This window comes from Caulobacter sp. GW821-FHT10E02, assembly GCF_059415225.1.
In genome coordinates this window covers 885,006-909,240 of sequence record NZ_JBWKMV010000003.1, presented here as the reverse complement: position 1 = coordinate 909,240, position 24,235 = coordinate 885,006, and the positions used below count along the sequence as shown (strand labels likewise).

Genomic DNA, 24,235 nt, shown 5'->3' with positions numbered 1-24,235 from the left:
GTCTTAGTTCTTGGCGTCGTTGGCGGGCGCCGGCTCGCCCTTGGCGCGGACTTCCGTGATCATGCCCTTGACCACCTTGACGGTGACGCCGGTGGCGATCTCGATGCCGACTTCCTTGTCCTCGACGCGCATGACCTTGCCGATGATGCCGCTGGACAGGACGACCGTGTCGTTGCGCTTCAGGTTGGTCAGCATCGTCTGATGCTCCTTGGCGCGCTTCTGCTGCGGACGGATCAGCATGAAGTAGAACAGCACGACCATCAGGAGGATGGGCGCGAGCTGCAGGAATTGAGCGTTCAGACCGGACATGACGTCTCCAACAAAATCGATGCGGCGCGCCGCCTAAACATAGGGTCGCGCCAAGTCGGCGGAAGCTATGCGTTCGCCTCCCCTTTTGCAATGCAAGCGCACCCGGTATGCAGCGTGCCCATGACCGATGTCACCGCTCCCCTGCTCGCCCGCATCGCCGAAGCCCTGGAACGCCTGGCCCCGCCGCCGCCGGCCGCGCCCGACTTCTCGGCCGCGCGCCTCTTCCGGCACGAGCCCAAGGACGGCGCCTTCGTACCCGCGGCCGACTATCCGCTGTCGCTGGACCTGCTGGTGGGAATCGAACGGCAGAAGGCGCGGTTCGTCGAGAACCTGCGCCGCTTCGCCCTGGGCGTGCCGTCCAACCACGTGCTGTTGTGGGGTGTGCGCGGCACCGGCAAGAGCTCGGTGACCAAGGCCGCCTTCGTCAGTCTGGCCGATGAATTCCCCGCCTTGAAGCTGATCGAGGTCGATCGCGACGAGGTCGCGGCCCTGCCGCCGCTGTTCGATCAACTCCGCACACGTACGGAGCGGTTCGTGGTGCTGTGCGACGACCTCTCGTTCGAGGACGGGGCCGTCGCGGCCAAGGCGCTGAAGTCGGCCCTGGAGGGCGGCGTCTCGGGCCCGCCCGAGAACGTGCTGTTCGTGGCTACCTCGAACCGCCGCCACCTGATGCCGCGCGACCACGTCGAGCGCCAGGGCGCCATCGCCGCCGCCGAGAACGCGGAAGAGGAGATGAGCGTCTCCGATCGCTTCGGCCTGTGGATCGGCTTCCCGCCGATGGACCAGGACACCTACTTGGCCGCCATCCGCAGCTACGCCGAACAGTTCGGCCTGACCGCCGACGACCTCGACCGTCGCGCCCTGCAATGGTCGCAACTGCGCGGCGCCCGCTCGGGCCGCGTGGCCTGGCAGTTCGTGCGGGATTTGGCCGGCGAGTTGGGCGTCAAGCTGCCCAGCTAGGTCCCTGGGACGGCCAATAGCAAAAAGGCCCGCCTCTTTCGAAGCGGGCCTTCTGTTCTAACGCGGCAGGACCAGGGCCGGATCGACCGGCTTGGCCTTGTCCTTGACCGTGGGCGCGTAGCGCATCTCGAAGTGCAGCTTGGGCTCGTTGGTGCCGCCCGTGGCGCCGACCGCGCCCAGCTGTTCGCCCTGGCGCACGTCCTGCTGCATCTTGACGTTGATGCTGGAGAGGTGGGCGTAGGCGGTGACCCAGCCGTCGGCGTGCTTGACCAGCACCAGGTTGCCGAAGGTCGGGACCTGATTGCCGGCATAGGCCACCTTGCCGTCGGCGGCCGACAGGACCGGCGTGCCCGAGGCAGCGCGGATGTCCAGGCCGTCGTTGCGCTGGCCCGTGCCCTTGACGCCAAAGTTCGAGATGATCTCGCCGCGCACCGGCCAGGCGAACTTGCCCTTGCCCGAGGCGATGATCTCGGCCTCGGTCGGGGCCGCGCTGCTCTCGATGATCGGACGCGTGGTCGACGGCGGCGGGCTGACCGGCTGGGCGGCGACCGGCGCGCTGGGGCGCGGATAGGCGTTGCCGCTGTAGGGCTGCGGGCTGGACGGCGTCGAAGGCGCGGTGGCCGCCGGCGAGCTGCTGTCGACGCGGGGATAGGTGTTCGAAGGCGGCGTGGACGGCGGCGTATAGGCCGGCGTGGTCGGGCGGCTGGCGACGCTGGTGGTCGTGGTGCGGACCGGGCCCTTGTCGCGATAACCGTCGGGCAGCAGGACCTTCTGGCCCTTCTTGACCGAGGCCGTGGACCGTAGGTTGTTCTCGGAGGCCAGTTCCTTGACGCTGACATTGAAGCGCTTGGAGATGCCGGCCAAGGTGTCGCCGCTGACGGCCACATAGGCCTTCTGCGTGGTCGCCGGACCCTTGATCTTGGCGCCCAGCTTCAGCGGCTTGGTGGTGCTGATCTTGTTGTCGTCGGCCAGGTCGCTGACGCTGACGTCGAACTTGCGGGCGATGGAGGTCAGGGTGTCGCCCGACTTCACCGTGTGGACCTGGCGCGGGCCGGCGACCGTGGTCACCGAACCGGTGACGCTGAGCGTCGTCGTCGAGGTCGTGGCCGGCGTGGAGTCTTCGTCGTCATTGCGGGCCGGCGTCGCGGCGCTGGGGCGCGCGGGCGTCGAACCGATCGGGCGAGTCGAGGTCGGACGGGTCGGCTCGGCCTCTACCGGCTGCGAGGCGGGCGCGCCGGCCAGGACGGTGGTCGTCTTGATCGGGCCCTTGTCCTTGTAGCCGTCCGGCAGGACCAGCTTCTGGCCCTTCTTGATCGCCGAGCCGGTCTTCAGGTCGTTCTCATCGGCCAGGGCCGCGGCGGTGACGTTGAAGCGCTTGGCGATCGCGAACATCGTGTCGCCGGTCTGGACCACATAGGCCTTCTGGTCGTCCTTGGCCGGGCCCTTGATCTTCTGGCCCAGCTTCAGGGCGTAGGGCTTCTTGAGGCCGTTCAGCTCGACCAGCTCGGCGCGGGTCGAGCCGAAGCCGCGGGCGATGGCGTCCAGCGCGTCACCGGATTCGACGACGCGCACCTGCGGCTTGCCGGGGACGTTGACCACCGGACCGGTGACGGTGCTGGTGACGACGGTCTTGGGCGGGGCGGCGCGCAGCACGGGCTGCGGTGCGGGTGCTGAGGTCGTGGTGTGAGCGGCCGGCGGCGGCAGTTCGGACTGGGTCACCGACGGGGCCGACGTAGCGATCGGCTGCGGTCGCGGCAGGGTCTCCTGCTCGCTCGGTGCGGTCGAGAAGGTCTCGGAGGCCGTCGCCTGCGGGGCCGGCTGGGCGGCGGGCTGGGTGATCGGGAAGTTGGGCGTGAAGCGCTGACCCGCGGCCTGCGCGGCGTCCGCATGGGCGCCGAGCGTTCCAGCCGTCAGGGCGATCACCGCCGCTTGCGTCCACAACTGCCTCATAACCCTCTCCTCTCCCGCCGAGGCCACCAAAGGGCTCCGCCAGGGTAAATCAACCTTTAACACCAGAGGGCGCGAACCGCCGCGCCCCCCAAGCTTCACTGATCCTTCGCGACGCCGGCCAGCAAAGGCACGAAGCGCACGTCGCACAGGATCTCGACGCGGAAGCCCCCCTTGCCGTCGCCGGCATAGCGGCGAAGGCTTTGAACTGGCCCCTTGCCCACCGGCGCGACCAGCACGCCGTTGGGTTTCAGCTGCGAAAGCAGCCGCTTCGGATCATCTTCGGCCGCAGCCGTGACCATAATACGGTCGAACGGCGCTTGTTCGGCCCAGCCTTCGCCGCCATCGCCGAACTTGGTGATGACATTGGTCAGGCCCAGCGTGTGGAAGCGCCCTTCGGCCTCCTTCATCAGGGTCCTGTAGCGCTCGATCGTATAGACGAGGCGCGAGACCTTGCTGAGGATCGTGGTCTGGTAGCCCGAGCCGGTGCCGATCTCCAGCACGCGGCAGCGCGGCTCGATCGTCAGGGCCTGGGTCATCAGGCCGACGATATAGGGCTGGCTGATGGTCTGGCCGCAGGCGATCGGCAGGGCCGAATCCTCCCACGAGCGGTCCTTGAACAGGTCCGGCGTGAAGAGATCGCGCGGCGTGGTCTCGATGGCCTTCAGCACCTGGGGATCGGTGACCCCCTGGTCGCGCAGGGCCTGCATCAGGCGCGGCAGGTCGGCCTTGGCGTTCTCGGCGGCCTTGGTCGTCCGTCCGCTCATTCGCCCGCCTTCAATTTCGGCGGAGCGCCGCCCAGCAAGCCCTTTAGCTTGTGGACGGTCTCGTTGTGCGTCAGGTCGATGTGAAGCGGCGTGACCGAGATGCGGCCCGAATAGACCGCCTTCAGGTCGGTGCCGTCGGCCGGCTCCGAGGCCTTGGCCGAGAAGCCCATCCAGTAGTAGTCGCGGCCGCGCAGGTCGGTGCGCTTTTCCATGTTGCGCAGCAGGCCGTCGCGGAAGCCCTGGCGGGTGACCTCGACCTCGGTGACCTGATCCGGCGTCACGGCCGGGAAGTTGACGTTCATGATCACGTCGGCGGGCCAGCCCACTTCCAGCAGGCGCTGGACGATACCCGGACCATAGGCCTCGGCCGTTTCCCAGTGGGCAACGACCTCGTCATGGAAGAAGTTCATGGTCTGCGACAGGGCGATCGAGCGGATGCCGTGGGCCATGCCCTCGATCGCGCCGGCCACCGTGCCCGACAGGGTGACGTCCTCGGCCAGGTTCTGGCCGCGGTTGACGCCCGACAGGATGAGATCCGGCTGCGGGCCGTCGATCAGCTGCTGCACGGCCATCATCACGCAGTCGGTCGGCGTGCCCTCGACGGCGAAGCGGCGGTCGTCCAGCTTCCGCACGCGGATCGGGTCCGACAGGGTCAGGGCCCGGCTGGCGCCCGACTGCTCGTATTCGGGTGCGCAGATCCAGACGTCGTCGCTGAGGGCGCGGGCGATCGTCTCCAGGCTCTTCAGCCCCGGCGCGTTGATGCCGTCGTCGTTGGTGAGGAGGATCCTCACGCAGCGCCTCCGATATAGGTCACGCCGCCCATATAGGGCTGCAGCGCGGCCGGAATATGGATGCGGCCGGCCTCGTCCTGATAGTTCTCCAGCACGGCCACCAGGGTGCGGCCGACGGCCAGGCCCGAGCCGTTCAGGGTGTGCACGAAGTGGCCGCCCTTCTCGCCGGTCTTGCGGTAGCGGGCGTCCATGCGGCGGGCCTGGAAGTCGCCGCAGTTCGAGCACGAACTGATCTCGCGATACATGCCCTGCGACGGCAGCCAGACTTCCAGGTCGTAGGTCTTGCGCGCGCCGAAGCCCATGTCGCCGGTGCACAGCAGCATGGTGCGGAAGGGCAGCTCCAGCTTCTTCAGCACGGCCTCGGCGCACTCGACCATGCGCTGGTGCTCGGCTTCCGACTGGTCTGGCGTGGTGATCGAAACGAGCTCGACCTTGTAGAACTGGTGCTGGCGGATCATGCCGCGCGTGTCGCGACCGGCCGAACCGGCCTCGGCGCGGAAGCTGGGCGTCAGGGCCGTCAGGCGCATCGGCAGCTCTTCCTCGGCCACCAACTGCTCGCGGACGATATTGGTCAGCGAGACCTCGGCGGTCGGGATCAGCCAGCGGTCGTCGGTAGTGTGGAACAGGTCGTCGGCGAACTTTGGCAGCTGGCCGGTGCCGAACAGCGCCTCGTCCTTGACCAGCAGCGGCGGGCTGATTTCGGTGTAGCCGTGCTCGACCGTCTGCAGGTCCAGCATGAACTGGCCGATGGCGCGCTCCAGGCGGGCGATCTCTTTCTTCAGGACCACGAAGCGCGCGCCGCTCATGCGGGCGGCGGCCTCGAAGTCCATGCCGCCGAGCGCGTGGCCCAGGTCGACGTGATCCTTGGGCGCGTTCAGGCGGCCAGCCGGCAGCTTGGTGGCGTCGCCCCAGGCGCGCTGCTCGACATTGCCGTGCTCGTCCTCGCCGGCCGGGACTTCCGGGGCCGGAATGTTGGGCAGGCTGGCCAGCAGCTCCTTCAGCTTGGCGCCAACAAGGTGCTCTTCTTCCGAGGCGGCGGTCATGACGCCCTTCAGCGTCTCGACCTCGGCCATCAGGCGCGTGGCTTCGGCCTCGTCCTTCTTGGCCTTGGCCTGGCCGATCAGCTTGGAGCTCTCGTTGCGCTTGGCCTGGGCCTCTTGCAGCGCGGTCTGGGCGGCACGCAGCTGGACGTCGAGCTTCACGGCCTCGGCGGCCGCGCCCGATCGACCCTTGGCCGACCAAACGGCGTCAAAGGCTTCAGGATTGTCGCGGATGGCCTTGATGTCGTGCATCGAACGCTAGCTCGGAGAGATCGGAGAAACGCCCTCTCTAAGGCGCGTCGGCGGGGGCGCCAAGCTTTCCGGACGGGCGGGCGGCCTCTCCACGGCTTCGTGATCCCGCCCGCGAGGCCGCCAGACCGCCCCGCGTTGCGCGAAAACCCAAATCTGGGAAACATGCGACCACCTGACGCAGGCTCGAAAAGCCTTATTTTGCGCGTGATACCGGTATCCAGGGACGAACAATCTAACTGTTAACGGAAATTAGCCGCACTTTGTCACACGGACTTAATCGAGATCGCCGAAAAGCCCCGCCAACTTCAGTACGCGTCCTTTTCGAGGCCCTCCCCGGCCCGCTCGATCATTCCAAGGAATTTGAAATCATGAAGACGTTCGCCGCTTTCGCCGCCCTCGCCATCGTCGCCGCCGTCGCCGCTCCGGCCAGCGCCAAGACCGCCGAAGTCCGCGTTTCGCTGACCGGCAAGAACTCGGTCCAGATCGAAAACGAGATCAAGACCGCCGCCGCCACCGTCTGCGGCGCCGGCGACGTGACCTGCGTCGACAGCGCCGTGATGAACGCTCACCGCCAGCTGGCCTCGATCATGCGCGCTCGCGACACCGGCAAGCCGGCCGCCGTCGAGACCGTCTCGGTCGTCCGCATCTCGCTGAAGGGCAAGACCCAGGAGCAGATCCACGCCGAGATCCGCACCGCCGCCCAGACCGTCTGCAAGGCCCAGCGCCCGAACTTCAGCGTCGTCAGCTACTCGGCCTGCATCGCCGACACCGTCCGCGCCGCCAAGGCCCAGCTGCAAGCGCGCGTCGGCGCCGCTGCCTAAGGCTTCAAGGTTTCGCTCGCGTATCTGAGCGGAAAAAGGAAGGGCCCCGCGGCACAGTCGCGGGGCCCTTTTTCTATGTCCGAAGTCAGACCGCGACGATGTCCTTGCCGGCTTCCTCGTCGTCTTCCTTCTTGCGGCGGCGTTCGATCAGCCACACGCACCAGATCGAGATCTCGTAGAGCAGGCACAGCGGCACCGCGAGGGTGATCTGGCTGATCGGGTCCGGCGGGGTGACCACGGCCGCGACCACGAAGACGGCGACGATGGCGTAGCGGCGGCCCGTGCGCAGCATTTGCGAGCTGACCAGGCCCGCCAGCCCGCCCAGCGACAGCACCACCGGCAGCTGGAAGCTGAGGCCGAAGGCCAGAAGCAGGGTCGTGACCAGGGTCAGGTACTCCGAGACCTTGGTCTGCAGCACCACCTTCACGCCGTCGCCGACGATCTGCTGGCTCAGCGAGAACCACAGCACGAACGGCAACATCACGTAATAGACCAGCGACGCGCCCAGCAGGAACAGCACCGGCGAGGCGATCAGGAACGGCAGGAACGCGTTCCGCTCCTTCTTGTACAGGCCCGGCGCGACGAAGCGGTACAGCTGCCAGGCGATGATCGGGAAGGCCACGACGATGGCCGCGAACGCCGACAGCTTGATGTTGGTGAAGAACTGCTCCAGCGGCGCGGTGGCCTGCAGGGTGATGTCCTTCAGCGCGCCCACCGGCACCTTCTTGACGCCAATCAGCGCCAGCACCAGGTCGAACGAGCCATGGTGGGCGCCGCCCGCGTCCTGAATGGCCTTCAGGCCCTCGGCGACCGTGAACGGCCGGACCAGGAACAGGAAGATCGGCTTCACGAAGGCGAAGCAGACGCCGAAAGCGATGGCGATCGCGCCGACGCAGATGATCAGGCGCGTGCGCAGCTCGATCAGGTGGTCCAGGAGCGGGGCGCGCGAGGACTCGATCTCGTCCTCGGGTTCGTATCCGATGGCCTTGTCGTTCACGAGACGATGTCCGAAGCGGTGGAGCCGCCGGCCTTGGCCGCGCGCTTACGCGGCGCGCGGGCGGCCTTGGGGGCCTCGACCGTGATGTCTTTCTTGGGAGCCGCACGCTTGCGCGGCACCTTGGCGGTTTCGACCGGAGCCGGTTCGGCGACCGCGACGGCCTTCTTGCGCGAGGCGCGCTTGGGCTTCTCGACGATCTCGACGCCCGGCGCGGGGATCGAGTTGTCGGTGCTCAGGGCCGGATTGTGGATCTCGGCCCCGGCATAGGGATGCATCTGGGTCGCGCCGCTGGACAGAGAGGCGTCGATGTCGGCGAAGACCTGGTCGACATGGGCGCTGCCCGCGTCGGTGGCGGCCTGGACCGGATTGCTGAACTGGCCCGAGCGCATGGCCTGCACTTCGCGGCGCAGCTCGTCGAGCTCCGACTGGCGGGCCATCTCGTCGAAGCTGGCGCGGAATTCCGAGGCCATGCCCCGCATCCGGCCCACGAACTGGCCGAGCTTGCGCAGCAGTGCGGGCAAATCCTTGGGACCGACCACGATCAAAGCGACGGCGGCGATGACAAGGAGTTCTGTGCCGCCGATATCAGGAAGCATGGACGCGCCTTAGAACGGCGGAGCCAGGAGCTCCCCGTGATTGGACAGACGCGCGCGAAGAACCCCTCCCCGCGCGCTTCAAGGTCTTACGACTTGCGGAGCTCTTCGGCTTCCTGCTCGGTGCGCGGCAGGGCGCCCTTGGACTTGTTGTCGGCGACTTCGCTGCTGGTGTCGTCCTTCAGGCCGTCCTTGAACGCGCGAATGCCCTTGGCCGCGTCACCCATGATGCCCGACAGCTTGCCGCGGCCGCCGAACAGCAGCAGCACCACGACGGCGACGATGATCCAGTGGATCGGACCGAGACTTCCCATAATCGAGACTCCTTGCGACAGCGCCAGATAGCCGCTGCGACGCGTCGTTACAACATGCCGAAGACTATAGGCCCTCAAGGAGCCGGGGACCATCGTTCACCCTGGGGGCGCGAGGTCGCAAGCTCCCGGCGCAGCTTATAGGCAAGTTCTGCTCGGCGACGTTGACCGACCGGTCCCGCTTTGCCCGCGCCCTTGTCCGCTAAGGATTTGTAAAGCCTAGCTTCCTGCGGTTGGCGCGCGCCTTGCACATAGTGTCGCACCCTCAGGTACGAGAGCGCGTCCATGTCCATTTCGTCGATCGGTTCGTCTAGCTACGCCGGCGCCTATAGCGGCCTCACCGCCAGCGCTTCGGCGCCTCCCGGTGTCGGGGAGATGTCGGCCAAGGACGAGTTCCTGAAGTTCCAGTCCATGACGCCCGCCCAGAAGATGCGGGCCATGATGCTGGCCAAGCTGGGCGTGACCGAGGAAGAGCTCAAGGCGATGAGCCCCGAAAAGCGCGCCGAGGTCGAGAAGAAGCTCAAGGACATGGTCAAGCAGCAGGTCCAGAACGATCCGGACAAGAAGGATCAGAAGGGCCTCGTCGCCGACATCATGGCGTAGGGGCCTGCTCTTCTAGTTTTCCGCCTTCTCAGGCTCGCCCAGGAAGTCCTGGGCGAATTCCGGCTGTTCGCCGTCGTCCAGCTCCAGCGGATCCTCGTCATCGTGCCGCAGGCCCAGCGGGTCGGGCACGCTGAAGCCCGGCGGCAAGTTCATTTCCAAGAGGCCCGCGGCCTTCATCTCGGCGATGCCCGGCAGGTCCGACAGGGTCGCCAGGCCGTAGTGCTCCAGGAACGCGTCCGTCGTCCCGAACGTCACCGGCCGGCCAGGCGTGCGCCGACGGCCGCGCATGCGGATCAGGCCAAGTTCCAGCAAGACGTCCAGCGTGCCCCGGCTGGCCTGCACACCGCGCACCGCCTCGATCTCGGCCCGGGTGACGGGCTGGTGGTAGGCGACGATGGCCAGGGTTTCCTGCGCGGCCTTGGACAGGCGCCGCGGCTCCTCGCGCTCTTCCGTCATCAAGAACGACAGGTCGGTCGCGGTCTGGAAACGCCAGCGGTCGGCCACGCACACCAGCTCGATCCCCCTGCCCTCGTAGCGCGCCTGCAGGCCCGCGAGCCCGGCGGCGATATCCGCGCCTTCCGGCAGGCGCTTGGCCAGGTCGACATCGCTGAGCGGCTCGGCCGCCGCGAACAGCAGCGCCTCGATACAGCGCTCGACGAAGAGAGGTTCCAACTCGACGGTCATTCAAACCCCATAACCGATTTCCCCGGCGAACGCCGGGGCCCAGATTCATCCTGAGCGGCTTGGGATGATCCGAGATGCGCCCTGCCAGCTTGTCGGACGCTCGTGGGTTCGATCTGGGCCCCGGCGTTCGCCGGGGAAATCGGGCGGAGGAAAAGGCTCACTCGACCGGCTCCAAAGGTTCCGCCCTGGTCCGCAAGTAGATGTCCTGGAAGTGCTCCAGCTGCCGCGCCTCCAGGATGCCCTCCTTCACCAGTTCCAGCGAGGCCGACAGGGTCGAGGCCAGGTACGAGGCGGGCGTGGGGCCGTCGTCGTCCTCCAGCGCCCGCTCGATCGGGGCGACGGTGGAGAGGACGGTCCAGTCCTCCATCTTCGGCAGCAGGCTGCGCAGGCGGTCGCGGGCGTCTTCCAGCGGATAGGCGGTCGGCGGACGCGGGGCGTAGTGTCGGCTGTGCTCGCGCTTGCGCTGGGTGATGTAGGCGCTCATCAGGCCGTAGAGGTCACCCTCCAGCCGGGTCGAGGAGACGATCTTCACCGCGTCGGGATCGCCGCGCATGAAGACGTCGCGGCCCAGGATCGGGCGCTCCTTCAGGGCCTCGACGGCCTTGCGCATGACGTCCAGCTTGGCCAGGCGGAAGGCCAGTTGCGCGGCCATCTCCTCGGCCGGCGGCTCCTCGGCCTTGGCGCGCTCGGGCTTGGGCAGCAGCAGGCGGGACTTCAGATAGGCCAGCCAGGCGGCCATGACGAGATAGTCGGCCGCCAGCGAGAAGCGCACGCGACGGGCCTGCTGGACGAAGGCCAGGTACTGCTCGGCCAGCTTGGTGATCGACAGCTGCAGCAGGTCGACCTTCTGGCTGCGCGCCAGGGCCAGCAGCACGTGCAGCGGACCTTCATAGCCATCGATGTCGATGACCAGCGCCGCGCCGTCTTCGGCCGCTTCGTCGGCGGCCGCGAAGTCGAAGGTGGGCTGGAAGCCCGTGCTCAAGCGTACTTGCCGTCGAAGGCGGCGTCGAAGCGGGCGCGGGCCTCGGCCACGTCGAAGGGTTCCGGAACCTTGACCAGGCGGCCCATGACGGCCTGGGCCCGGCGGCGGGCTTCCTTGCCCAGACGGCCGACGCCGGACATCACGGCCTTCATCTCGGCCATGTCGCCATTGCAGTGCAGGACGACGTCGCAGCCGGCCGACAGGCTGTCCTTGGCGCGCTGCTTGAAGTCGCCGCTCAGCGCCTTCATCGACAGGTCGTCGCTCATCAGAAGTCCGTCGAAGCCGATGGATTCTCGGATGATCTTCTTGATCGCCTTCTTCGAGGTCGTGGCCGGACGGCTGCGGTCGATGGCCGTGTAGACGACGTGGGCCGTCATCGCCATCGGCATGTCGGACAGCACGCGGAACGGCGCGAAGTCGCGGGCGTCCAGCTCGGCCAGCTTGGCCTTCACGACCGGAAGCTCCAGGTGGCTGTCGCTCATGGCGCGGCCGTGGCCGGGGATGTGCTTGATGATCGGCAGGACGCCGCCGGCCAGCAGGCCCTCGGCCGCCGCGCGGCCCAGGGTCGCCACCTGCTCGGGCGTGTCGCCATAGGCGCGGTCGCCGATGATCTCGTGGCCCTTGGGGTCCGGCACGTCCAGCACCGGCACGCAGTCGACATTGATGCCGAGGCTGTGCAGGTCGTGGGCGATCAGGCGCGAGCCCAGGCGGGTGATCTCGCGGGCCACCAGCGGATCGTTGGCGACCAGGGAGCCATAGGCGCGGCCCGGGGGATAGGTCCGCCAGTGTGGCGGTTGCAGGCGGGCGACGCGCCCGCCCTCCTGGTCGATCAGGATCGGGGCGTCAGGGCGGCCGACCGTCTCGCGCAGGGCGGCGGTCAGGGCGCGCACCTGGTTGGGGTCGGCGATGTTGCGCTTGAACAGGATGAAGCCCCACGGCTTCACGTCCCGGAAGAAGGCGACCTCTTCGGCCGTCAGCGTGGTCCCGGCGCAGCCGAGGATAGCGGCGGAAGAGGTGCTCAAGCTTTAGATCCTTACTTCACGAAGCAGGACTTGCCCGAGGCCGAGATCGCCTCGCAGAAGGCCTTGGCGGCTTCACGCGAAGCGAAGCCGGTCACCGAGGTGCGGTAGAGCGTCGTGCCGTTCTTGTCGATCGCTTCCACCTTCTTGCCCTTGCCGGCGGCCAGGCCGGGGGCCAGACGCGTGGCGTCGGCCCAGGCCTTGTCGGCCAGGGCGGGCGAGGACAGCGCGCCGATCTGCACGACAGCCGGACCCGAAGCGCCTGCGACGGGCTTGGGCGCGGCCGGAGCCGGCGTCGCGGTCGCGACCTGCACCGACTTGGGGGCCGGCTTCTGGGTGGCGGCGGTGGCCAGGGCTTCGATGGTCGGGGCCGGCTTGGCCGCGACCGGGGCCGTGGCGACCGGCGTCGTCGGCGCGGGCTTGGCGGCCGGGATGGACGCGGTCTGCACCGGCGCGGTGTTCAGCGGCACGGCCGGACGGGCCTGCGGGGCCTCGGGCGGCGCGGCGAAGGTCGCCGACGGCTGCGGGTCCTCGTTGTGATAGATTTGCAGGCCCGCGGCCGGGTCCTGCGGCTGGCTGCCAGCCGGCGGCGGGGTCTTCATCTGGGCCACTTCGGTCCCGACGGCCTGCGGCGGATCGTTCGGATTCCGCACGCCGCCGCGATAGACCAGGATCACGCCCACGACGAGCGTGACCAGCACCACCGCGCTGATGATCAGGGTCATGGGCAGCGGGCGCGCGCCCCGCACGGGCTGACGCGCGTCGAACGACAACGGCGCGTCGGTGGGCGGCGTATAGGCCCCGCGGTGCGGATCGGACATCTCAGATAGGCTCCAGGTACGCTTGAGCGCCGAACAGGGGCGCACAGGTCGAACGCATCGAATCAGACGCGCGCGACCCTAGGTTACCCAACGGCGGCCCGTCCAAGAAGCGCCCGCCCCGTTCAGGTGGCAGACGATCGGCCGCTCGCGTCCCCGGTCTGAGTCTATCGGCCTTACGGCCTAGTTCCAGACGTCGAGGTGGAACAGCTTACGGTGTTCTTCTATCGCGAAGCGGTCGGTCATGCCTGCGATGTAATCGCACACCACGCGGGCGCGGCCGGCTTCGTCGCGGTTCTGCGACTTGGCGAACCAGACGGTCGGCAGGACCTCCGGCTCCTTGAGGAATAGAACGAACATTTCGCCCAGAATACGGCGAGCCTGGCTGCGCGTGCGATTGACGCGCCAGTGGCGGTACATGCGCTCGTGCAGGAAGGCGCGCAGGCGGGCCAGGTCCTCGGCCATGTCCGGCGAGAAGGCGACCAGGGCGTGGTCCAGGGCGCGGACATCGTCGGCCGAACCGACGCCGGTGGCCGCGGCGCGCTGCAGGGTCTCGCCCATCACGTCGTCGATCATCGCGCCGATCATGCGGCGGATGGCCTCCAGGTGGGTCAGGCGCGGGTCGAGGTCGGGGCGTTCGCTCTTCACGGCCGCCAGGATCGGGCCGATCAGCGGCACGTCCATCAGCTCGTCCAGGGTGAACAGGCCCGCCGTCACGCCGTCGTCGACGTCGTGGTTGTTGTAGGCGATGTCGTCGGCCAGGGCCGCGACCTGCGCCTCGGCCGACGCCCAGGTGTTGAGGCCCAGATCGTATTCGGCGTCGTACTTCTGGATCGCCTTCCAGGACGGCTTGCCCAGCTTGTTGGTGACAGGGCCGTTGTGCTTGATGATCCCTTCCAGGGTCTCCCAGGTCAGGTTCAGGCCCAGGAAGTCCGGATAGCGGTGCTCCAGCTCGGTCACGACCCGGAAGGTCTGGACGTTGTGGTCGAAGCCGCCGAAGGCCTGCATCTGGATTTCGAGCTCGTCCTCGCCGGCGTGGCCGAACGGCGGGTGGCCGATGTCGTGGCCCAGGGCGATGGTCTCGGCCAGGTCGCTGTCCAGGCCCAGGGCCGTGGCCAGCGAGCGCGCCACCTGGGCCACTTCCAGCGAGTGGGTGAGGCGCGTGCGGAAGTTGTCGCCCTCGTGAGCGACGAAGACCTGGGTCTTTTCCTTCAACCGGCGGAAGGCCGAGGTGTGGATGATGCGGTCGCGATCGCGGGCGAACGGCGTGCGCGTGCGGCTCTCGTCCTCCTTGAACCGGCGGCCCCGCGACTTGAACGGATCTTCGGCGTAGGGCGCGCGCGGGACGAAGTACGGGGTCGAGGTCATGAACCGCCTTTATCGCATTGGACGATTTGGCCTCTTCCTTAGAGGCCATGTCACCCTCATATAGGCTGAAGGTGACTTTTCCACAGCCATGACCCAAGTAGACTTAACGCTTTCCGAAAACGCCGCTCGTCGGATCAAGGCCATCGCCACCAGCGAAGGCCGCCCCCTGATGCTGCGCGTCGCCGTCGATGGCGGCGGCTGCTCCGGCTTCCAGTACCGCTTCGACCTGGTCGACGCCGTCGAGGACGACGACCTGAAGGTCGAGCGTGACGACGCCGTGGCGTTGGTCGATGTCGTCTCCATGGCCCTGCTGAAGGGCTCGGAGATCGATTTCGTCGACGAACTGGCCGGCGCGGAGTTCCGGGTCCGCAACCCGAACGCCAAATCCAGCTGCGGCTGCGGCGTCAGCTTCTCGATCTAGTTCCGCCTAGGCGGGCACGAACTGCAGCAGGGTCAGCGTCAGCGCGCCCCAGGCCAGCGGCGCGGCCATGGCGGCCCAGGCGAAGGACGTCTGGCCCTTGCGCCACAGGATCCAGCCCGCCAGCGGGGCCAGCAGGCAGACCACCCAGAACAGCGCCGCGAAGGCGAAGCCCAGCCAGGCGATAGGGTTCAGCATGTTGCCGGCCCGGTCGAAGACCAGCGGCGTGAAGATGGCCAGGATCGCGCCGATTCCGGCGAAGGCCAGGCACGCGGCGGTGGCCAGCACCATCAGCGCCAGCTGTCCCCGATCGATTGGCTTACCAGCTGACTTGAGCGCGACCTTCATGCGCCCTAGCCTCCCGCCGCAGTCTGGAGCCGTCAATGCGTATCGCCACATGGAACGTCAATTCGATCAACGCTCGCCTCGAAGGCGTGCTGGCGTGGTTCGAATCGGAAGCCCCGGACGTCGCGGTGCTGCAGGAGATCAAGTGCGTCGACGAGAAGTTCCCGACCGAGGCCTTCGAGCGACTGGGCTACAACGTCGTCGTCCACGGCCAGAAGACCTATAACGGCGTCGCCCTGCTCTCGAAGTTTCCGCTGGAGGACGTCGGCAAGGGCCTGCCGTTCCTGTCCGAGGACGAGGTCGACGAGCAGTCGCGCTATGTCGAGGCGGTGATCGGCGCGCCGGTCCCGTTCCGGGTGGTCGGCATCTACCTGCCCAACGGCAATCCGATCGGGACGGAGAAGTTCGACTACAAGCTCGCCTGGATGCGTCGCCTGCACGCCCATGCCCAGAGCCTGCTGGCGTTCGAGGAGCCGCTGGTCATCCTGGGCGACTACAACGTCATCCCCGAGGCCGAGGATGTGGCCAATCCGGAGGCCTGGCTGGGCGACGCTCTCTTCCAGCCGCAAAGCCGCGGCGCGTTCCGGGCGCTGAAGAACCTGGGCTTCACCGACGCCTATATGCAGGTCGACGGCGCGCCGGGCGGCTACACCTTCTGGGACTACCAGGCCGGCGCCTGGCCCCGGAACCTGGGCATCCGCATCGACCACCTGCTGTGCTCGCCCCAGGCCGTCGACCGCCTGGAAGCCGTCGTCATCCACCGCGACGAACGCGACAAGGAAAAGCCCTCGGACCACGTGCCGGTCGTCGGCCACTTCCGCGACTAGGAAGCCGCTCGACAAACCTCAGGTTTAGCGACAAGTATGTGAACACTCACTTTTGGAGGTTCGCATGCTTGCCGCCGTCCTGATGCTGGCTTTGGCCGCGCCCGCCAAAACCCCTGCCCCGCCGCTCTCCGCCTTGGTGTCGCCGGTCGAGTCCGCGCGCTACGCCCTGGCCCAGGGCTGCCTGGCCTCGGCGCGCAAGCGGGTGAAGCTGGCCGATATCCACAACCCCTTCTTCATCCGGATGCAGGGCGTCTACCGAATGAACGGGGCCGGCCAGGTGACGATGTCGGACACCCCGCCCCAGGTCGGCTGCTACCTGCGCGTCGGCCAGGGCGGCGGCGCGGACCTGCGCCGCATGGTCCTGGACGTTCTTTCCGCGGAGGGACCGCCGAAGCCCTTCCAGGACAGCGGCCCGGGCTCCTACAACAGCGCCGCGCCGATGCGCCAGGAAGGCCACTGCGTGAAGGTGGCCGGGCGGCCGATGGTCGCCCTGATCTCGACCGCGAACCGGCCCGGCGGCGCGGCGTTGCAGCTGTCGCTGATCGAAGGCCAGGACATGTGCAAGTAGGCCATCTTTGGGGGAATCACGACTCCCTTTAGCCTGACCTCACTATGAGCGAACTCGCGCGTCTCTTGCTCTTCGTGGCCATCGCCGGCTCGGCGGTGACGTTCCTGGGCAGCCTGGCCATCTGGTACGGCGACGAGGACCGGCGTCTGCGCCGGGCCCTGCGCAACGTGCTGAAAAGCGATCCCGAGGGCTTCGTGGTCGCGCGCGGCCGTGGCCGGGGCGCGGGCTTCTCGTTCTCGACCAACCTGTTGGCCGTGGCCTGGGATCGCGGCGCGTGGTGCCTGGTCTATCGGCTGGAAGAGCTGATGGGGGCCGAGCTGCTGGTCGACGGCCAGGTGATGGGCCGGGTGTTCCGAGGCGAAGGCCGCCGGGCCATCGACCATGTCGCGCCCCAGGCCCAGTCGGTCACCCTGCGCCTGATCTTCGACGACCCGCGCCATCCCGACTTCGCCCTGGAGCTCTGGGCGCCCGGCGACGAGCAGCGCCGCGAGAGCCGCTCGGCCGGCGAGCTGATGCAGGAGGCCAACCGCTGGCTGGCCCGCTGCGAGGCCATCGTCCGCCGTCCGCTGCCGCCGCGCCCAACCAAACCAGAGCTCAAGCCGGAAGCCGCGCCGGTCGTGGCCGCCCGTCCCGCGCCGCCGGCTGAGCCGCCTGAGTCTTTCGACTACGAGGACGAAGAGGACGACGACGACTTCCACGCGCCGCCGCCGCCCCTGCCCGACACCCCGCCGCCGCTGGCCCGGCGCTCGTCGTTCGACGAGGCGCCGCGCGCCGCGCCGGCCCGCCCGATCTCGCGCCCGGCAACGCCGCCGCCCGCCGCACCGGCGCCCAAGCCCGCCGCCGAGCCCGACATGTTCGACGACCCGCCGTGGGACGACGAGATGGACGACGAGCCCTACGCGCCGCCGCCTCCGGCCCCGACCTACAAGCCCGTCTCCAAGGCCCGCCGCGAAACCCCGACCGACCAGGACGAGCTACCCTTCGATCTGGACGACTGATCACGCTTCCGGGAACGGTAACGGTGATCCGTCGATTTTCGATTGCTGCGGCGCAGCGACAGGCGTAAAGCGCCGCCGCCGGCCGTGAGCTGGCGCTTTGGAGCCTCGAGCTTTACATGGCGGGCAAAGACCCTCTCGCCGCTGCAGCCTCCGCTACCCCGACAACCCAATCTTCCTCCCACGGCCACGCGGCGTCGCGTTTCTGGCCGTTGGCGCTGGGCAGCGTGGGCGTCGTGTTCGGCGACATCGGCACCAGCCCCCTCTACGCCTTCCGCGACGCGCTGGCCGAAGCCGCGCGCGACGGCCTGGTGCGCGCCGAGATCATGGGCGTGCTGTCCCTGGCCCTGTGGGCGCTGATCCTGGTCGTGACGGTCAAGTACGTCCTGTTCCTGATGCGCGCCTCCAACAAGGGCGAAGGCGGGGTGCTGTCGCTGATGGCCCTGGCCCAGCAAGGCGCCAAGGGCCGCACCGGCCTGATCTTTGCCCTCGGCGCCATCGGCGCTGCGCTGTTCTACGGCGACGGCGTCATCACCCCGGCCGTGTCGGTGCTGTCGGCGGTCGAGGGCCTGAAGTCGGTCCCCGGCTTCTCGCACTGGTTCGGCGCCCAGGAGGTGATCGTCACCGCCCTGGTGATCCTGACCGCCCTCTTCTCGTTCCAGGCCAAGGGCACGGCCAAGATGGCCGGCGTGTTCGGCCCGGTCATGGTCTGCTGGTTCCTGTGCCTGGGCGCGATGGGGATCTGGCACATCAAGGACGACCCCAGCGTGCTGGCGGCGATCTCGCCGACCTACGCCATCTATTTCCTGATGCACCACGGCCTGACCGGCTTCCTGGTCATGGGCGCGGTGTTCCTGACCGTGACCGGCGCCGAGGCCCTGACCGCCGACATGGGCCATTTCGGCCGCGGCCCGATCCAGATGTCGTGGTTCGGCCTGGCCCTGCCGATGCTGACCCTGAACTATTTCGGCCAGGCGGCCCTGGCGTCCAAGGCCCTGGCCGCCGCCGAGGCTACGGGTGTCGCCCTGCCCAACGCCGACTGGTTCTTCCTGATGGCGCCCCACCAGTGGCGCCTCGGGCTGGTGCTGTTCTCGGGGCTGGCCACCGTCATCGCCAGCCAGGCGGTGATCACCGGGGCCTTCTCCCTGACCCAGCAGGCGATCCAGCTGGGCCTGCTGCCCCGCATGGACATCAAGATCACCTCGACCACCGAGGCCGGCCAGATCTATGTCGCGCCGATCAACTGGATGCTGTTCGTCGGCGTCGTGCTGGTGGTGCTGTCGTTCCGCTCGTCCTCGGCCCTGGCCCACGCCTACGGCATCTCGGTGACCGGCACGATGGTGGTGACCACCCTGCTGGCCTACATCGTCGTGCGCCACGTCTGGAAGTGGAGCCTGTGGGCGGCCCTCGCTTTGATCGTGCCGCTATTCGCCCTGGACCTGACCTTCTTCACCGCCAACCTGCTGAAGGTGCTGACCGGCGGCTGGGCCCCTCTGGCCCTGGGCGCGGGCCTGTGCCTGTTGATGTCGATCTTCGTGACCGCCACCGAGCGGCTGCGCACCAAGCTGAACAAGGACGGCCTGCCGTTCGCCGACTTCCGCGAGATGATCGCCCGCCGCCCGGCCGCCTCGACGCCCGGCACGGCGGTCTATCTGACCTCGGACCCGGACACGACGCCGCCAGCCCTGATGCACAGCCTCAAGCACTTCAAGGTGCTGCACGAGCGCAACGTGCTGCTGAAGGTGGTCAACGAGACCACGCCCTACGTGCCCGCCGAGCAGCGGATCGAGACCCAGGTGCTGGACGAGCGCTTCTGGCTGGTCACCCTGCGCTACGGCTACATGGAAAGCCCGAACATCCCCCAGGCGCTGGCGGTGTGCCGCAAGCAGGGCCTGAAGTTCGACATCATGAGCACGTCGTTCTTCGTCAGCCGCCGCACGATCGTGCCGTCGGTGGCGAGCGACGCCCTGCCCGCCTGGAAGCGCAAGCTGTTCACCTTCCTGACGCGCAACGCGGCTGACCCGACCACCTTCTTCCACCTGCCGCCGGGACGGGTGGTGGAACTGGGCGCCCAGGTCAGCCTGTAGCGTCGGCCCCTAGGCCGGCACGCCGTAGCGCGCGGCCGGCCAGCTGCGGGACAGGTTCGGGGTCAGCGCGCCACGCGCGGCCTCGAACGCGGTCCAGTCGGCCAGCTCCGGCAGGGCCGGGATGGTGGCGAACTCGCCCTGGTCGAGACCCGCCAGAGCGGCGTCGACCATGGCCGTGGCCGGCATGACCCACTCGGCCGGCAGCTGGTGGATATCGACGCCGGCGGTCCCCCAGAAGTCGGTCGCCGTCGCGCCGGGCATCACCGCCTGGACGCGCACGCCCTTGTCGGCCAGTTCGTGCTTCAGGCTCTGGCTGAACGCCAGGACATAGGCCTTGGACCCGCCGTAGACGCCGTTGAGGATCTCCGGGGCCACCGCCACGATCGACGCGATGTTGATGATGGTGCCGCCGCCACGCGCCACGAAGCCCGGCAGGACCGCATAGGTCAGGCGGGTCAGGGACTCGACGTTCAGGGTGATCATCGCGCTCATCGCGTCGACATCGGCCTGCAGGGCGGGCGTGGCCGAGCCGACGCCGGCGTTGTTGACCAGGGTGGTGATCCGCGTGTCGGTCTTCAGCACCTGCTCGACCTTGGCCATGCCGGCCCGATCGCCGAGGTCGGCGATAACCACCTCGACCTTGCGGCCCGTCTCGCCGGTGATCCTGGCGGCCAGGTCGTTCAGGCGGCCTTCGCTGCGGGCCACCAGGATCAGGTCATGGCCGCGCTTGGCCAGGCGGTCGGCATAGACCGCGCCGATGCCCGACGAAGCGCCGGTAATCAGCGCGAAACCCTTGTCTTGGCTCATCTTTCTTCTCGCTATCCAAGTCTCTTGGGCCGTGCTGGCCCGATGGCGAGAGGAATAGGCGCGCTTGCTAGCGTCTCAAATGTCGTTTATGCCACCTTTAAGGACATGCAATTTCGGACACCCGCCATGCACCGGATCGGCTTCGTGGTTTCCCCCGACTTCCAGTTGATGAGCGTCGCGGCCCTGCCCGCGTTCGAGTTCGCCAACCTGACGACGCCCACGCCGTTCTATGACGTGCAGGTGCTGTCGGAGACCGGCGGGCCGGTGCGCAGCTCGCTGGGCCTGGTGATGGAAACCGCATCGCTGGACGGCGGGACCTGGGACACGGTGATCTTCGGCGGCGACCTGGACGGGTCGGACGTCTCCGAGAGCATGGTCGCGGCGGTGCGGCGCGCGGCCGGCGCGGCCCGGCGCACGGCCTCGATCTGCACCGGGGCCTTCGTCCTGGCCCAGGCGGGCCTGCTGGACGGCCGCTCGGTCACCACCCACTGGGCCCAGGCCCGCGAGCTGGCGGCGCGCTATCCGACCATCAAGCTCGACTCCGACCGCATCTTCACCGTCGACGGCCCGATCTGGACCTCGGCCGGGGCCAGCGCCGGCATCGACCTGGCCTTGGGGATGATCGAGAACGACCTCGGCCCCGAGATCGCCCGCCTGGTCGCCCGCAAGCTCGTGATCCACCACCGCCGGGCCGGCGGCCAGTCGCAGCACTCGGTGCTTCTGGAGATGGACGCCAAGTCCGACCGCATCCAGACCGCCCTCGACTACGCCCGCAACAACCTGACCGCCGAGCTGTCGGTCGAGGACCTGGCCGAGGCCGCCCACCTGTCGCCCCGCCAGTTCAGCCGCGCCTTCCGCGCCGAGACCGGCCAGTCGCCGGCCAAGGCCGTGGAGAACCTGCGCGTCGAGGCCGCGCGGCTGATGATGGAGCAGACCCGCCACCCGATCGAGGTCATCGCCGACCAGACCGGCTTCGCCGACCGCGAACGGATGCGGCGGGCCTTCATCCGCGCCTACGGCCAGCCGCCGCAGGCGATCCGCCGCAGCGCCTAGAACAGCCCCCGCAGCACCGCGTCCAGGTCGGTCGCGCCCACGCGGGGTTTGCCCTCGAAGGTCAGCCAGCCCTCGTTGAAACCGTCGAGCATCTGGATGCGCGGCAGCGGGTCGGCCATGCCCTGGTCGCGGAACAGCCCGCCCCAGGTCTCACGGGGCACGACTTGAGCCTCGACCTGACGCTCCAGCACCCGCGCGAAGGCGGCGGCGAGGTCGTTCGGGCTGATCGCCGCCGGGCCTTCCAGCTCGACGATCCGCTTGCCGGTCCAGGTCTCGCGCAGCAGGTCGGCGGCGGTCTCGCCGACATCCTTGGAAGCCACCATCGGGATGGCGCGATCCAGCGGGGCCAGGAAGCTGCGCAACACGCCCTCGTCGCGGGCGGCGGGGACATCCCACATCGCGTTGTCCATGAACCAGGCCGGCCGCAGGACCGTCAGCGGCAGGGCCAGATCGGCGATCGCCGCCTCCATCAGCGTGTGCTGGCTCAGCAGGTTCGGCTGGCCGGCCTGGGCCCCGACGGTGGAGAGCCAGACGACCTTGGCCGGCTTGGCGGCCTCCAGCGCCTGGCGCACGGCGGCGACGGTCGCCCGCGCTTCCGGGAAACCCGGCTGCGGATCGAACACCGGCGGCGGCACGATGAAGACGCCCTCGGCGCCCGCGAACGCCTTGGTCAGCGCCTCGGCGTCGTCCATGGCCGCCAGGGCGATCTCGCAGCCCTGCTCGGCCCAGGCCGCGCCCTTGGCGGTGTCGCGGACAACGCCCCGCACCGGCAGGCCAGCCTCCAGAAGACGACGGGCCGCGGCCCCGCCCACCCGACCGGTGATTCCCGTGATGACGTACATGGCGCGCTCCTTTGTTCGATGACGCGCCAAGACATCTACGCCCAAGGCCTCATTGCCTTAATCGCCATTGAGTCACATCATTGATGACTGGAAATCACGGATGGCGCGTATGGGTTTCGACGGACGGCTGGTGGCCAATATCGGCGTGCTGGCGGCGATCGTGGAGTGCGGCAGCTTCGCCCGCGCCGCCGACGCCCTGGGCCTGACGCCGTCGGGCGTCAGCCGCGCCCTGGCCCGACTGGAGCAGCGGATCGGCGTGCGCCTGCTGGAGCGCACCACCCGCTCGCTTTCCCTGACTGACGAGGGCCGCCGGCTCTATGCCGAGATCGGACCGCTGCTGAACGGCATCGAGGATGTAGTGGCCGGAACCGCCGGCGCGGCCGCCGCCGTGCGCGGCCGGCTGCGGGTCAATGTCGACGCCTTCTTCTCGCGCCTGCTGCTGGCCCCGCACTTGGCCAGCTTCCTCGACCGCTATCCGGAGATCAGCCTGGAGCTCGTCGCCCGCGACCAGCTGGGCGACCTGATCGGCGACGGCTTCGATCTCGCTATCCGCTTCGGCGACCCGCCAGCGTCGTCGCTGGTGTCGCGCAAGCTGCTGGAGACCCGCACCGCCACCCTCGCCTCACCCGCCTACCTGGTCCGCGCCGGTCACCCGACGCATCCGAGCGAGCTTTCCGCCCACGCCTGCATCCAGATGCGCAACGCCCAGACCGGCGAGCCCCTGGCCTGGACCTTCCGGCGCGGCGACGAGACCCTGACCGTCCCGACCACCGGCCGCCTGGCCGTCAACGAGGTCGGGGCGCTGATGGGCGCGTGCCTGTCGGGCGTCGGCATCGCGCGGGTCAAGGTGATCGGCGTGCAGGACCTGATCGACCGCGGGGAGCTGGTCGACCTCTTCCCCGACTGGACCGGCGAGACTTTCCCGCTCGTTGCCCTCTACCCGTCCCGCCACCTGCCGGCGGCCAAGACCCGGGCGTTCGTGGACTTCGTGGCGGAGGTGGTGAAAGCCTAGCCCTCGACCGCCTGCTCGACGGCCAGCGCCAGGTCCAGCGCCCGCGAGGCTTCCTCGCCGGTCACCACTGGACGCGGGGCCTCGCCGCGCACGGCCTTCAGGAAGCCGGCGACCGACAGGCCCAGCGGATCCCTGCCGGCCGGGGTTTCGGTGAAGTTCTCGATCAGCGGGAACGGGGTGGTGTTGCGGAAGGTGCGCGCCAGGAAGTCGATCTCGACCTCGCCCGAGGGGTAGACGACCTTCATGGTCCGCTCGCGGGCCTCGGCGACGCGGGAGCTGTCGAACACGGCGATGAAGCCGTTCTCGAACATCGCTTCGACCTTGACCCAATCGAGCGAGGTCGAGCGGGTGATCGCGCCCTCGCCATCCACCGTCATCGGCTGGGCCTCGCACAGGGCCAGGGCCAGGTCGATGTCGTGGATCATCAGGTCCAGCACCACCGAGACGTCGAGGTTGCGGTCCGAGGGCGTGCCTCGGCGGACGGCTTCGAGGCGCAGCGGCTGCTCGGGGATGTCCAGCAGGCCCATGGCCTGGAACACGACCCGTTCCTGGTGACCGCAGGCCAGCGGCACGCCGGCCTTGGCGGCGGCGGCGACCAGGCGGTCGGCGTCCTCGGGCGTCACGGCAAGGGGCTTTTCGGAATAGACCGGCTTGCCCGCCTTCAGCGCCTTCAACGCCGCCTCGGCGTGGTGGACGGCGGGCGTGGCGACCGTGACGACGTCGACGGCGGCCAGGAAGGCGTCCATGTCGTCGAAGCCTTCCGCGCCCAGCGGTTCGGCCAGGGCCTTGGCGCGCGACAGGTCGATGTCGAACACGCCGACCAGGGTCACGCCCTCCAGCTCGGCGTACTTCTTGGCGTGGTAGCCGCCGAACACTCCGGCGCCGACGACGCCCGCTTTCAAGGTCTGGGTCATGACGCGCTGTCTATCCCGCTTCGGTGACGCATAGAAGCACTGGAGCCTCCCGTAAGGACGCGCTAAACATCCGTTTAAATTAGCAACGCTCACCAAGAGCCTTGG

Annotated in this window: 27 protein-coding genes; 10 read left to right on the top strand and 17 right to left on the bottom strand. The window is 68.5% G+C overall.

The genetic code is table 11. The annotated features are described in order from the left end of the window. Window positions 1-3: 3 nt before the first annotated feature. Entirely contained in the window at window positions 4-309 is a 306-nt protein-coding gene (yajC, locus tag AC07NI_RS19495) for a preprotein translocase subunit YajC (RefSeq protein ID WP_494622121.1), read from the bottom strand. A gap of 120 nt (window positions 310-429) precedes the next feature. Between yajC and AC07NI_RS19490 the strand changes: the two genes are divergently transcribed. Continuing rightward, window positions 430-1,269, top strand: coding sequence for an ATP-binding protein (locus AC07NI_RS19490; RefSeq protein WP_494622119.1), 840 nt, complete (start codon window positions 430-432; stop codon window positions 1,267-1,269). Window positions 1,270-1,326: 57 nt separating this feature from the next. Here the strand turns inward: AC07NI_RS19490 and dipM are convergent, their stop codons facing one another. From dipM to serS, 4 genes are all read right to left on the bottom strand, one after another. Continuing rightward, complete coding sequence (dipM, locus tag AC07NI_RS19485) at window positions 1,327-3,219, bottom strand: cell division endopeptidase DipM (RefSeq protein ID WP_494622117.1); 1,893 nt, start codon at window positions 3,217-3,219, stop codon at window positions 1,327-1,329. 95 nt (window positions 3,220-3,314) lie between these two features. Beyond that, window positions 3,315-3,983 (bottom strand): protein-L-isoaspartate(D-aspartate) O-methyltransferase, encoded by a 669-nt coding sequence (locus AC07NI_RS19480; protein ID WP_494622115.1) that lies wholly within the window; start codon window positions 3,981-3,983, stop codon window positions 3,315-3,317. Then, window positions 3,980-4,774, bottom strand: a complete 795-nt coding sequence (surE, locus tag AC07NI_RS19475; protein ID WP_494622113.1) for a 5'/3'-nucleotidase SurE — start codon at window positions 4,772-4,774, stop codon at window positions 3,980-3,982. The genes AC07NI_RS19480 and surE overlap by 4 nt, the downstream gene beginning before the upstream one ends. Beyond that, a complete protein-coding gene (serS, locus tag AC07NI_RS19470; RefSeq protein ID WP_494622111.1) occupies window positions 4,771-6,066 on the bottom strand; it encodes a serine--tRNA ligase in 1,296 nt (431 codons plus the stop codon). Before serS ends, surE begins: the two co-directional genes overlap by 4 nt. A 368-nt stretch (window positions 6,067-6,434) precedes the next feature. Here serS and AC07NI_RS19465 point away from each other — a divergent pair, with 368 nt between their 5' ends. Continuing rightward, a complete protein-coding gene (locus AC07NI_RS19465; protein ID WP_494622109.1) occupies window positions 6,435-6,887 on the top strand; it encodes a hypothetical protein in 453 nt (150 codons plus the stop codon). 85 nt (window positions 6,888-6,972) lie between these two features. Here AC07NI_RS19465 and tatC read toward each other — a convergent pair whose 3' ends face one another. The 3 genes from tatC to tatA all read right to left on the bottom strand — a co-directional run bounded on the left by tatC (window position 6,973) and on the right by tatA (window position 8,791). Then, on the bottom strand, window positions 6,973-7,884 hold the full coding sequence (gene tatC, locus AC07NI_RS19460) for a twin-arginine translocase subunit TatC (protein WP_494622107.1): 912 nt from the start codon (window positions 7,882-7,884) through the stop codon (window positions 6,973-6,975). Beyond that, a complete protein-coding gene (gene tatB, locus AC07NI_RS19455) occupies window positions 7,881-8,480 on the bottom strand; it encodes a Sec-independent protein translocase protein TatB (protein WP_494622105.1) in 600 nt (199 codons plus the stop codon). The genes tatC and tatB overlap by 4 nt, the downstream gene beginning before the upstream one ends. Window positions 8,481-8,566: 86 nt before the next feature. Continuing rightward, entirely contained in the window at window positions 8,567-8,791 is a 225-nt protein-coding gene (tatA, locus tag AC07NI_RS19450) for a twin-arginine translocase TatA/TatE family subunit (RefSeq protein WP_099579690.1), read from the bottom strand. Between the two features lie 282 nt (window positions 8,792-9,073). On the opposite strand from tatA, the gene AC07NI_RS19445 reads away from it, so the two are divergent. Continuing rightward, a complete protein-coding gene (locus AC07NI_RS19445) occupies window positions 9,074-9,391 on the top strand; it encodes a hypothetical protein (protein WP_494622102.1) in 318 nt (105 codons plus the stop codon). Between the two features lie 12 nt (window positions 9,392-9,403). Here AC07NI_RS19445 and scpB read toward each other — a convergent pair whose 3' ends face one another. From scpB to AC07NI_RS19420, 5 genes are all read right to left on the bottom strand, one after another. Then, window positions 9,404-10,075 carry an SMC-Scp complex subunit ScpB gene (scpB, locus tag AC07NI_RS19440; protein WP_494622100.1) on the bottom strand — a complete coding sequence of 224 codons (672 nt, stop codon included), beginning with the start codon at window positions 10,073-10,075 and terminating at the stop codon, window positions 9,404-9,406. Between the two features lie 157 nt (window positions 10,076-10,232). Further along, entirely contained in the window at window positions 10,233-11,057 is an 825-nt protein-coding gene (locus AC07NI_RS19435; protein ID WP_494622098.1) for a segregation and condensation protein A, read from the bottom strand. Then, entirely contained in the window at window positions 11,054-12,079 is a 1,026-nt protein-coding gene (nagZ, locus tag AC07NI_RS19430) for a beta-N-acetylhexosaminidase (RefSeq protein ID WP_494622096.1), read from the bottom strand. Before nagZ ends, AC07NI_RS19435 begins: the two co-directional genes overlap by 4 nt. Window positions 12,080-12,090: 11 nt before the next feature. Further along, window positions 12,091-12,897 (bottom strand): cell division protein FtsN, encoded by an 807-nt coding sequence (ftsN, locus tag AC07NI_RS19425; protein WP_494622094.1) that lies wholly within the window; start codon window positions 12,895-12,897, stop codon window positions 12,091-12,093. Window positions 12,898-13,077: 180 nt separating this feature from the next. Beyond that, entirely contained in the window at window positions 13,078-14,262 is a 1,185-nt protein-coding gene (locus AC07NI_RS19420; protein WP_494622092.1) for a deoxyguanosinetriphosphate triphosphohydrolase, read from the bottom strand. 88 nt (window positions 14,263-14,350) lie between these two features. On the opposite strand from AC07NI_RS19420, the gene erpA reads away from it, so the two are divergent. Continuing rightward, a complete protein-coding gene (erpA, locus tag AC07NI_RS19415; protein WP_494622090.1) occupies window positions 14,351-14,683 on the top strand; it encodes an iron-sulfur cluster insertion protein ErpA in 333 nt (110 codons plus the stop codon). Between the two features lie 6 nt (window positions 14,684-14,689). On the opposite strand, the gene AC07NI_RS19410 is transcribed toward erpA, so the two are convergent. Then, window positions 14,690-15,064, bottom strand: coding sequence for a hypothetical protein (locus AC07NI_RS19410; RefSeq protein ID WP_494622088.1), 375 nt, complete (start codon window positions 15,062-15,064; stop codon window positions 14,690-14,692). Here AC07NI_RS19410 and xth point away from each other — a divergent pair. From xth to AC07NI_RS19390, 4 genes are all read left to right on the top strand, one after another. Continuing rightward, complete coding sequence (xth, locus tag AC07NI_RS19405; protein ID WP_494622086.1) at window positions 15,064-15,852, top strand: exodeoxyribonuclease III; 789 nt, start codon at window positions 15,064-15,066, stop codon at window positions 15,850-15,852. The genes AC07NI_RS19410 and xth overlap by 1 nt on opposite strands. A gap of 64 nt (window positions 15,853-15,916) precedes the next feature. Beyond that, entirely contained in the window at window positions 15,917-16,420 is a 504-nt protein-coding gene (locus AC07NI_RS19400) for a hypothetical protein (RefSeq protein WP_494622084.1), read from the top strand. Window positions 16,421-16,464: 44 nt separating this feature from the next. Then, window positions 16,465-17,418, top strand: coding sequence for a hypothetical protein (locus AC07NI_RS19395; protein WP_494622082.1), 954 nt, complete (start codon window positions 16,465-16,467; stop codon window positions 17,416-17,418). Window positions 17,419-17,534: 116 nt separating this feature from the next. Next, window positions 17,535-19,502 carry a potassium transporter Kup gene (locus AC07NI_RS19390; RefSeq protein ID WP_494622080.1) on the top strand — a complete coding sequence of 656 codons (1,968 nt, stop codon included), beginning with the start codon at window positions 17,535-17,537 and terminating at the stop codon, window positions 19,500-19,502. 9 nt (window positions 19,503-19,511) lie between these two features. Here AC07NI_RS19390 and AC07NI_RS19385 read toward each other — a convergent pair whose 3' ends face one another. After that, window positions 19,512-20,309, bottom strand: coding sequence for an SDR family NAD(P)-dependent oxidoreductase (locus AC07NI_RS19385; protein ID WP_494622078.1), 798 nt, complete (start codon window positions 20,307-20,309; stop codon window positions 19,512-19,514). A gap of 126 nt (window positions 20,310-20,435) precedes the next feature. Here AC07NI_RS19385 and AC07NI_RS19380 point away from each other — a divergent pair, with 126 nt between their 5' ends. Further along, window positions 20,436-21,362 (top strand): GlxA family transcriptional regulator, encoded by a 927-nt coding sequence (locus tag AC07NI_RS19380; protein WP_494622076.1) that lies wholly within the window; start codon window positions 20,436-20,438, stop codon window positions 21,360-21,362. Here the strand turns inward: AC07NI_RS19380 and AC07NI_RS19375 are convergent. Further along, a complete protein-coding gene (locus tag AC07NI_RS19375; RefSeq protein WP_494622074.1) occupies window positions 21,359-22,204 on the bottom strand; it encodes an NmrA family NAD(P)-binding protein in 846 nt (281 codons plus the stop codon). The two genes, AC07NI_RS19380 and AC07NI_RS19375, sit on opposite strands and share 4 nt — an antisense overlap. Window positions 22,205-22,304: 100 nt before the next feature. Here AC07NI_RS19375 and AC07NI_RS19370 point away from each other — a divergent pair, with 100 nt between their 5' ends. Continuing rightward, window positions 22,305-23,216, top strand: a complete 912-nt coding sequence (locus tag AC07NI_RS19370; RefSeq protein WP_494622072.1) for a LysR family transcriptional regulator — start codon at window positions 22,305-22,307, stop codon at window positions 23,214-23,216. Here the strand turns inward: AC07NI_RS19370 and AC07NI_RS19365 are convergent. Further along, a complete protein-coding gene (locus tag AC07NI_RS19365; RefSeq protein WP_494622070.1) occupies window positions 23,213-24,130 on the bottom strand; it encodes a Gfo/Idh/MocA family protein in 918 nt (305 codons plus the stop codon). The two genes, AC07NI_RS19370 and AC07NI_RS19365, sit on opposite strands and share 4 nt — an antisense overlap. Window positions 24,131-24,235 lie beyond the last annotated feature (105 nt).

Coding starts and splice junctions, on each gene's coding strand:
- AC07NI_RS19375 (WP_494622074.1), bottom strand. CDS start 22,204: ATGTACGTCATCACGGGAATCACCGGTCGGGTGGGCGGGGCCGCGGCC.
- tatA (WP_099579690.1), bottom strand. CDS start 8,791: ATGGGAAGTCTCGGTCCGATCCACTGGATCATCGTCGCCGTCGTGGTG.
- scpB (WP_494622100.1), bottom strand. CDS start 10,075: ATGACCGTCGAGTTGGAACCTCTCTTCGTCGAGCGCTGTATCGAGGCG.
- AC07NI_RS19370 (WP_494622072.1), top strand. CDS start 22,305: ATGGCGCGTATGGGTTTCGACGGACGGCTGGTGGCCAATATCGGCGTG.
- AC07NI_RS19480 (WP_494622115.1), bottom strand. CDS start 3,983: ATGAGCGGACGGACGACCAAGGCCGCCGAGAACGCCAAGGCCGACCTG.
- dipM (WP_494622117.1), bottom strand. CDS start 3,219: ATGAGGCAGTTGTGGACGCAAGCGGCGGTGATCGCCCTGACGGCTGGA.
- tatB (WP_494622105.1), bottom strand. CDS start 8,480: ATGCTTCCTGATATCGGCGGCACAGAACTCCTTGTCATCGCCGCCGTC.
- AC07NI_RS19490 (WP_494622119.1), top strand. CDS start 430: ATGACCGATGTCACCGCTCCCCTGCTCGCCCGCATCGCCGAAGCCCTG.
- AC07NI_RS19385 (WP_494622078.1), bottom strand. CDS start 20,309: ATGAGCCAAGACAAGGGTTTCGCGCTGATTACCGGCGCTTCGTCGGGC.
- AC07NI_RS19395 (WP_494622082.1), top strand. CDS start 16,465: ATGAGCGAACTCGCGCGTCTCTTGCTCTTCGTGGCCATCGCCGGCTCG.
- AC07NI_RS19365 (WP_494622070.1), bottom strand. CDS start 24,130: ATGACCCAGACCTTGAAAGCGGGCGTCGTCGGCGCCGGAGTGTTCGGC.
- AC07NI_RS19400 (WP_494622084.1), top strand. CDS start 15,917: ATGCTTGCCGCCGTCCTGATGCTGGCTTTGGCCGCGCCCGCCAAAACC.
- AC07NI_RS19465 (WP_494622109.1), top strand. CDS start 6,435: ATGAAGACGTTCGCCGCTTTCGCCGCCCTCGCCATCGTCGCCGCCGTC.
- AC07NI_RS19380 (WP_494622076.1), top strand. CDS start 20,436: ATGCACCGGATCGGCTTCGTGGTTTCCCCCGACTTCCAGTTGATGAGC.
- serS (WP_494622111.1), bottom strand. CDS start 6,066: ATGCACGACATCAAGGCCATCCGCGACAATCCTGAAGCCTTTGACGCC.
- AC07NI_RS19420 (WP_494622092.1), bottom strand. CDS start 14,262: ATGACCTCGACCCCGTACTTCGTCCCGCGCGCGCCCTACGCCGAAGAT.
- ftsN (WP_494622094.1), bottom strand. CDS start 12,897: ATGTCCGATCCGCACCGCGGGGCCTATACGCCGCCCACCGACGCGCCG.
- AC07NI_RS19445 (WP_494622102.1), top strand. CDS start 9,074: ATGTCCATTTCGTCGATCGGTTCGTCTAGCTACGCCGGCGCCTATAGC.
- yajC (WP_494622121.1), bottom strand. CDS start 309: ATGTCCGGTCTGAACGCTCAATTCCTGCAGCTCGCGCCCATCCTCCTG.
- xth (WP_494622086.1), top strand. CDS start 15,064: ATGCGTATCGCCACATGGAACGTCAATTCGATCAACGCTCGCCTCGAA.
- erpA (WP_494622090.1), top strand. CDS start 14,351: ATGACCCAAGTAGACTTAACGCTTTCCGAAAACGCCGCTCGTCGGATC.
- AC07NI_RS19390 (WP_494622080.1), top strand. CDS start 17,535: ATGGCGGGCAAAGACCCTCTCGCCGCTGCAGCCTCCGCTACCCCGACA.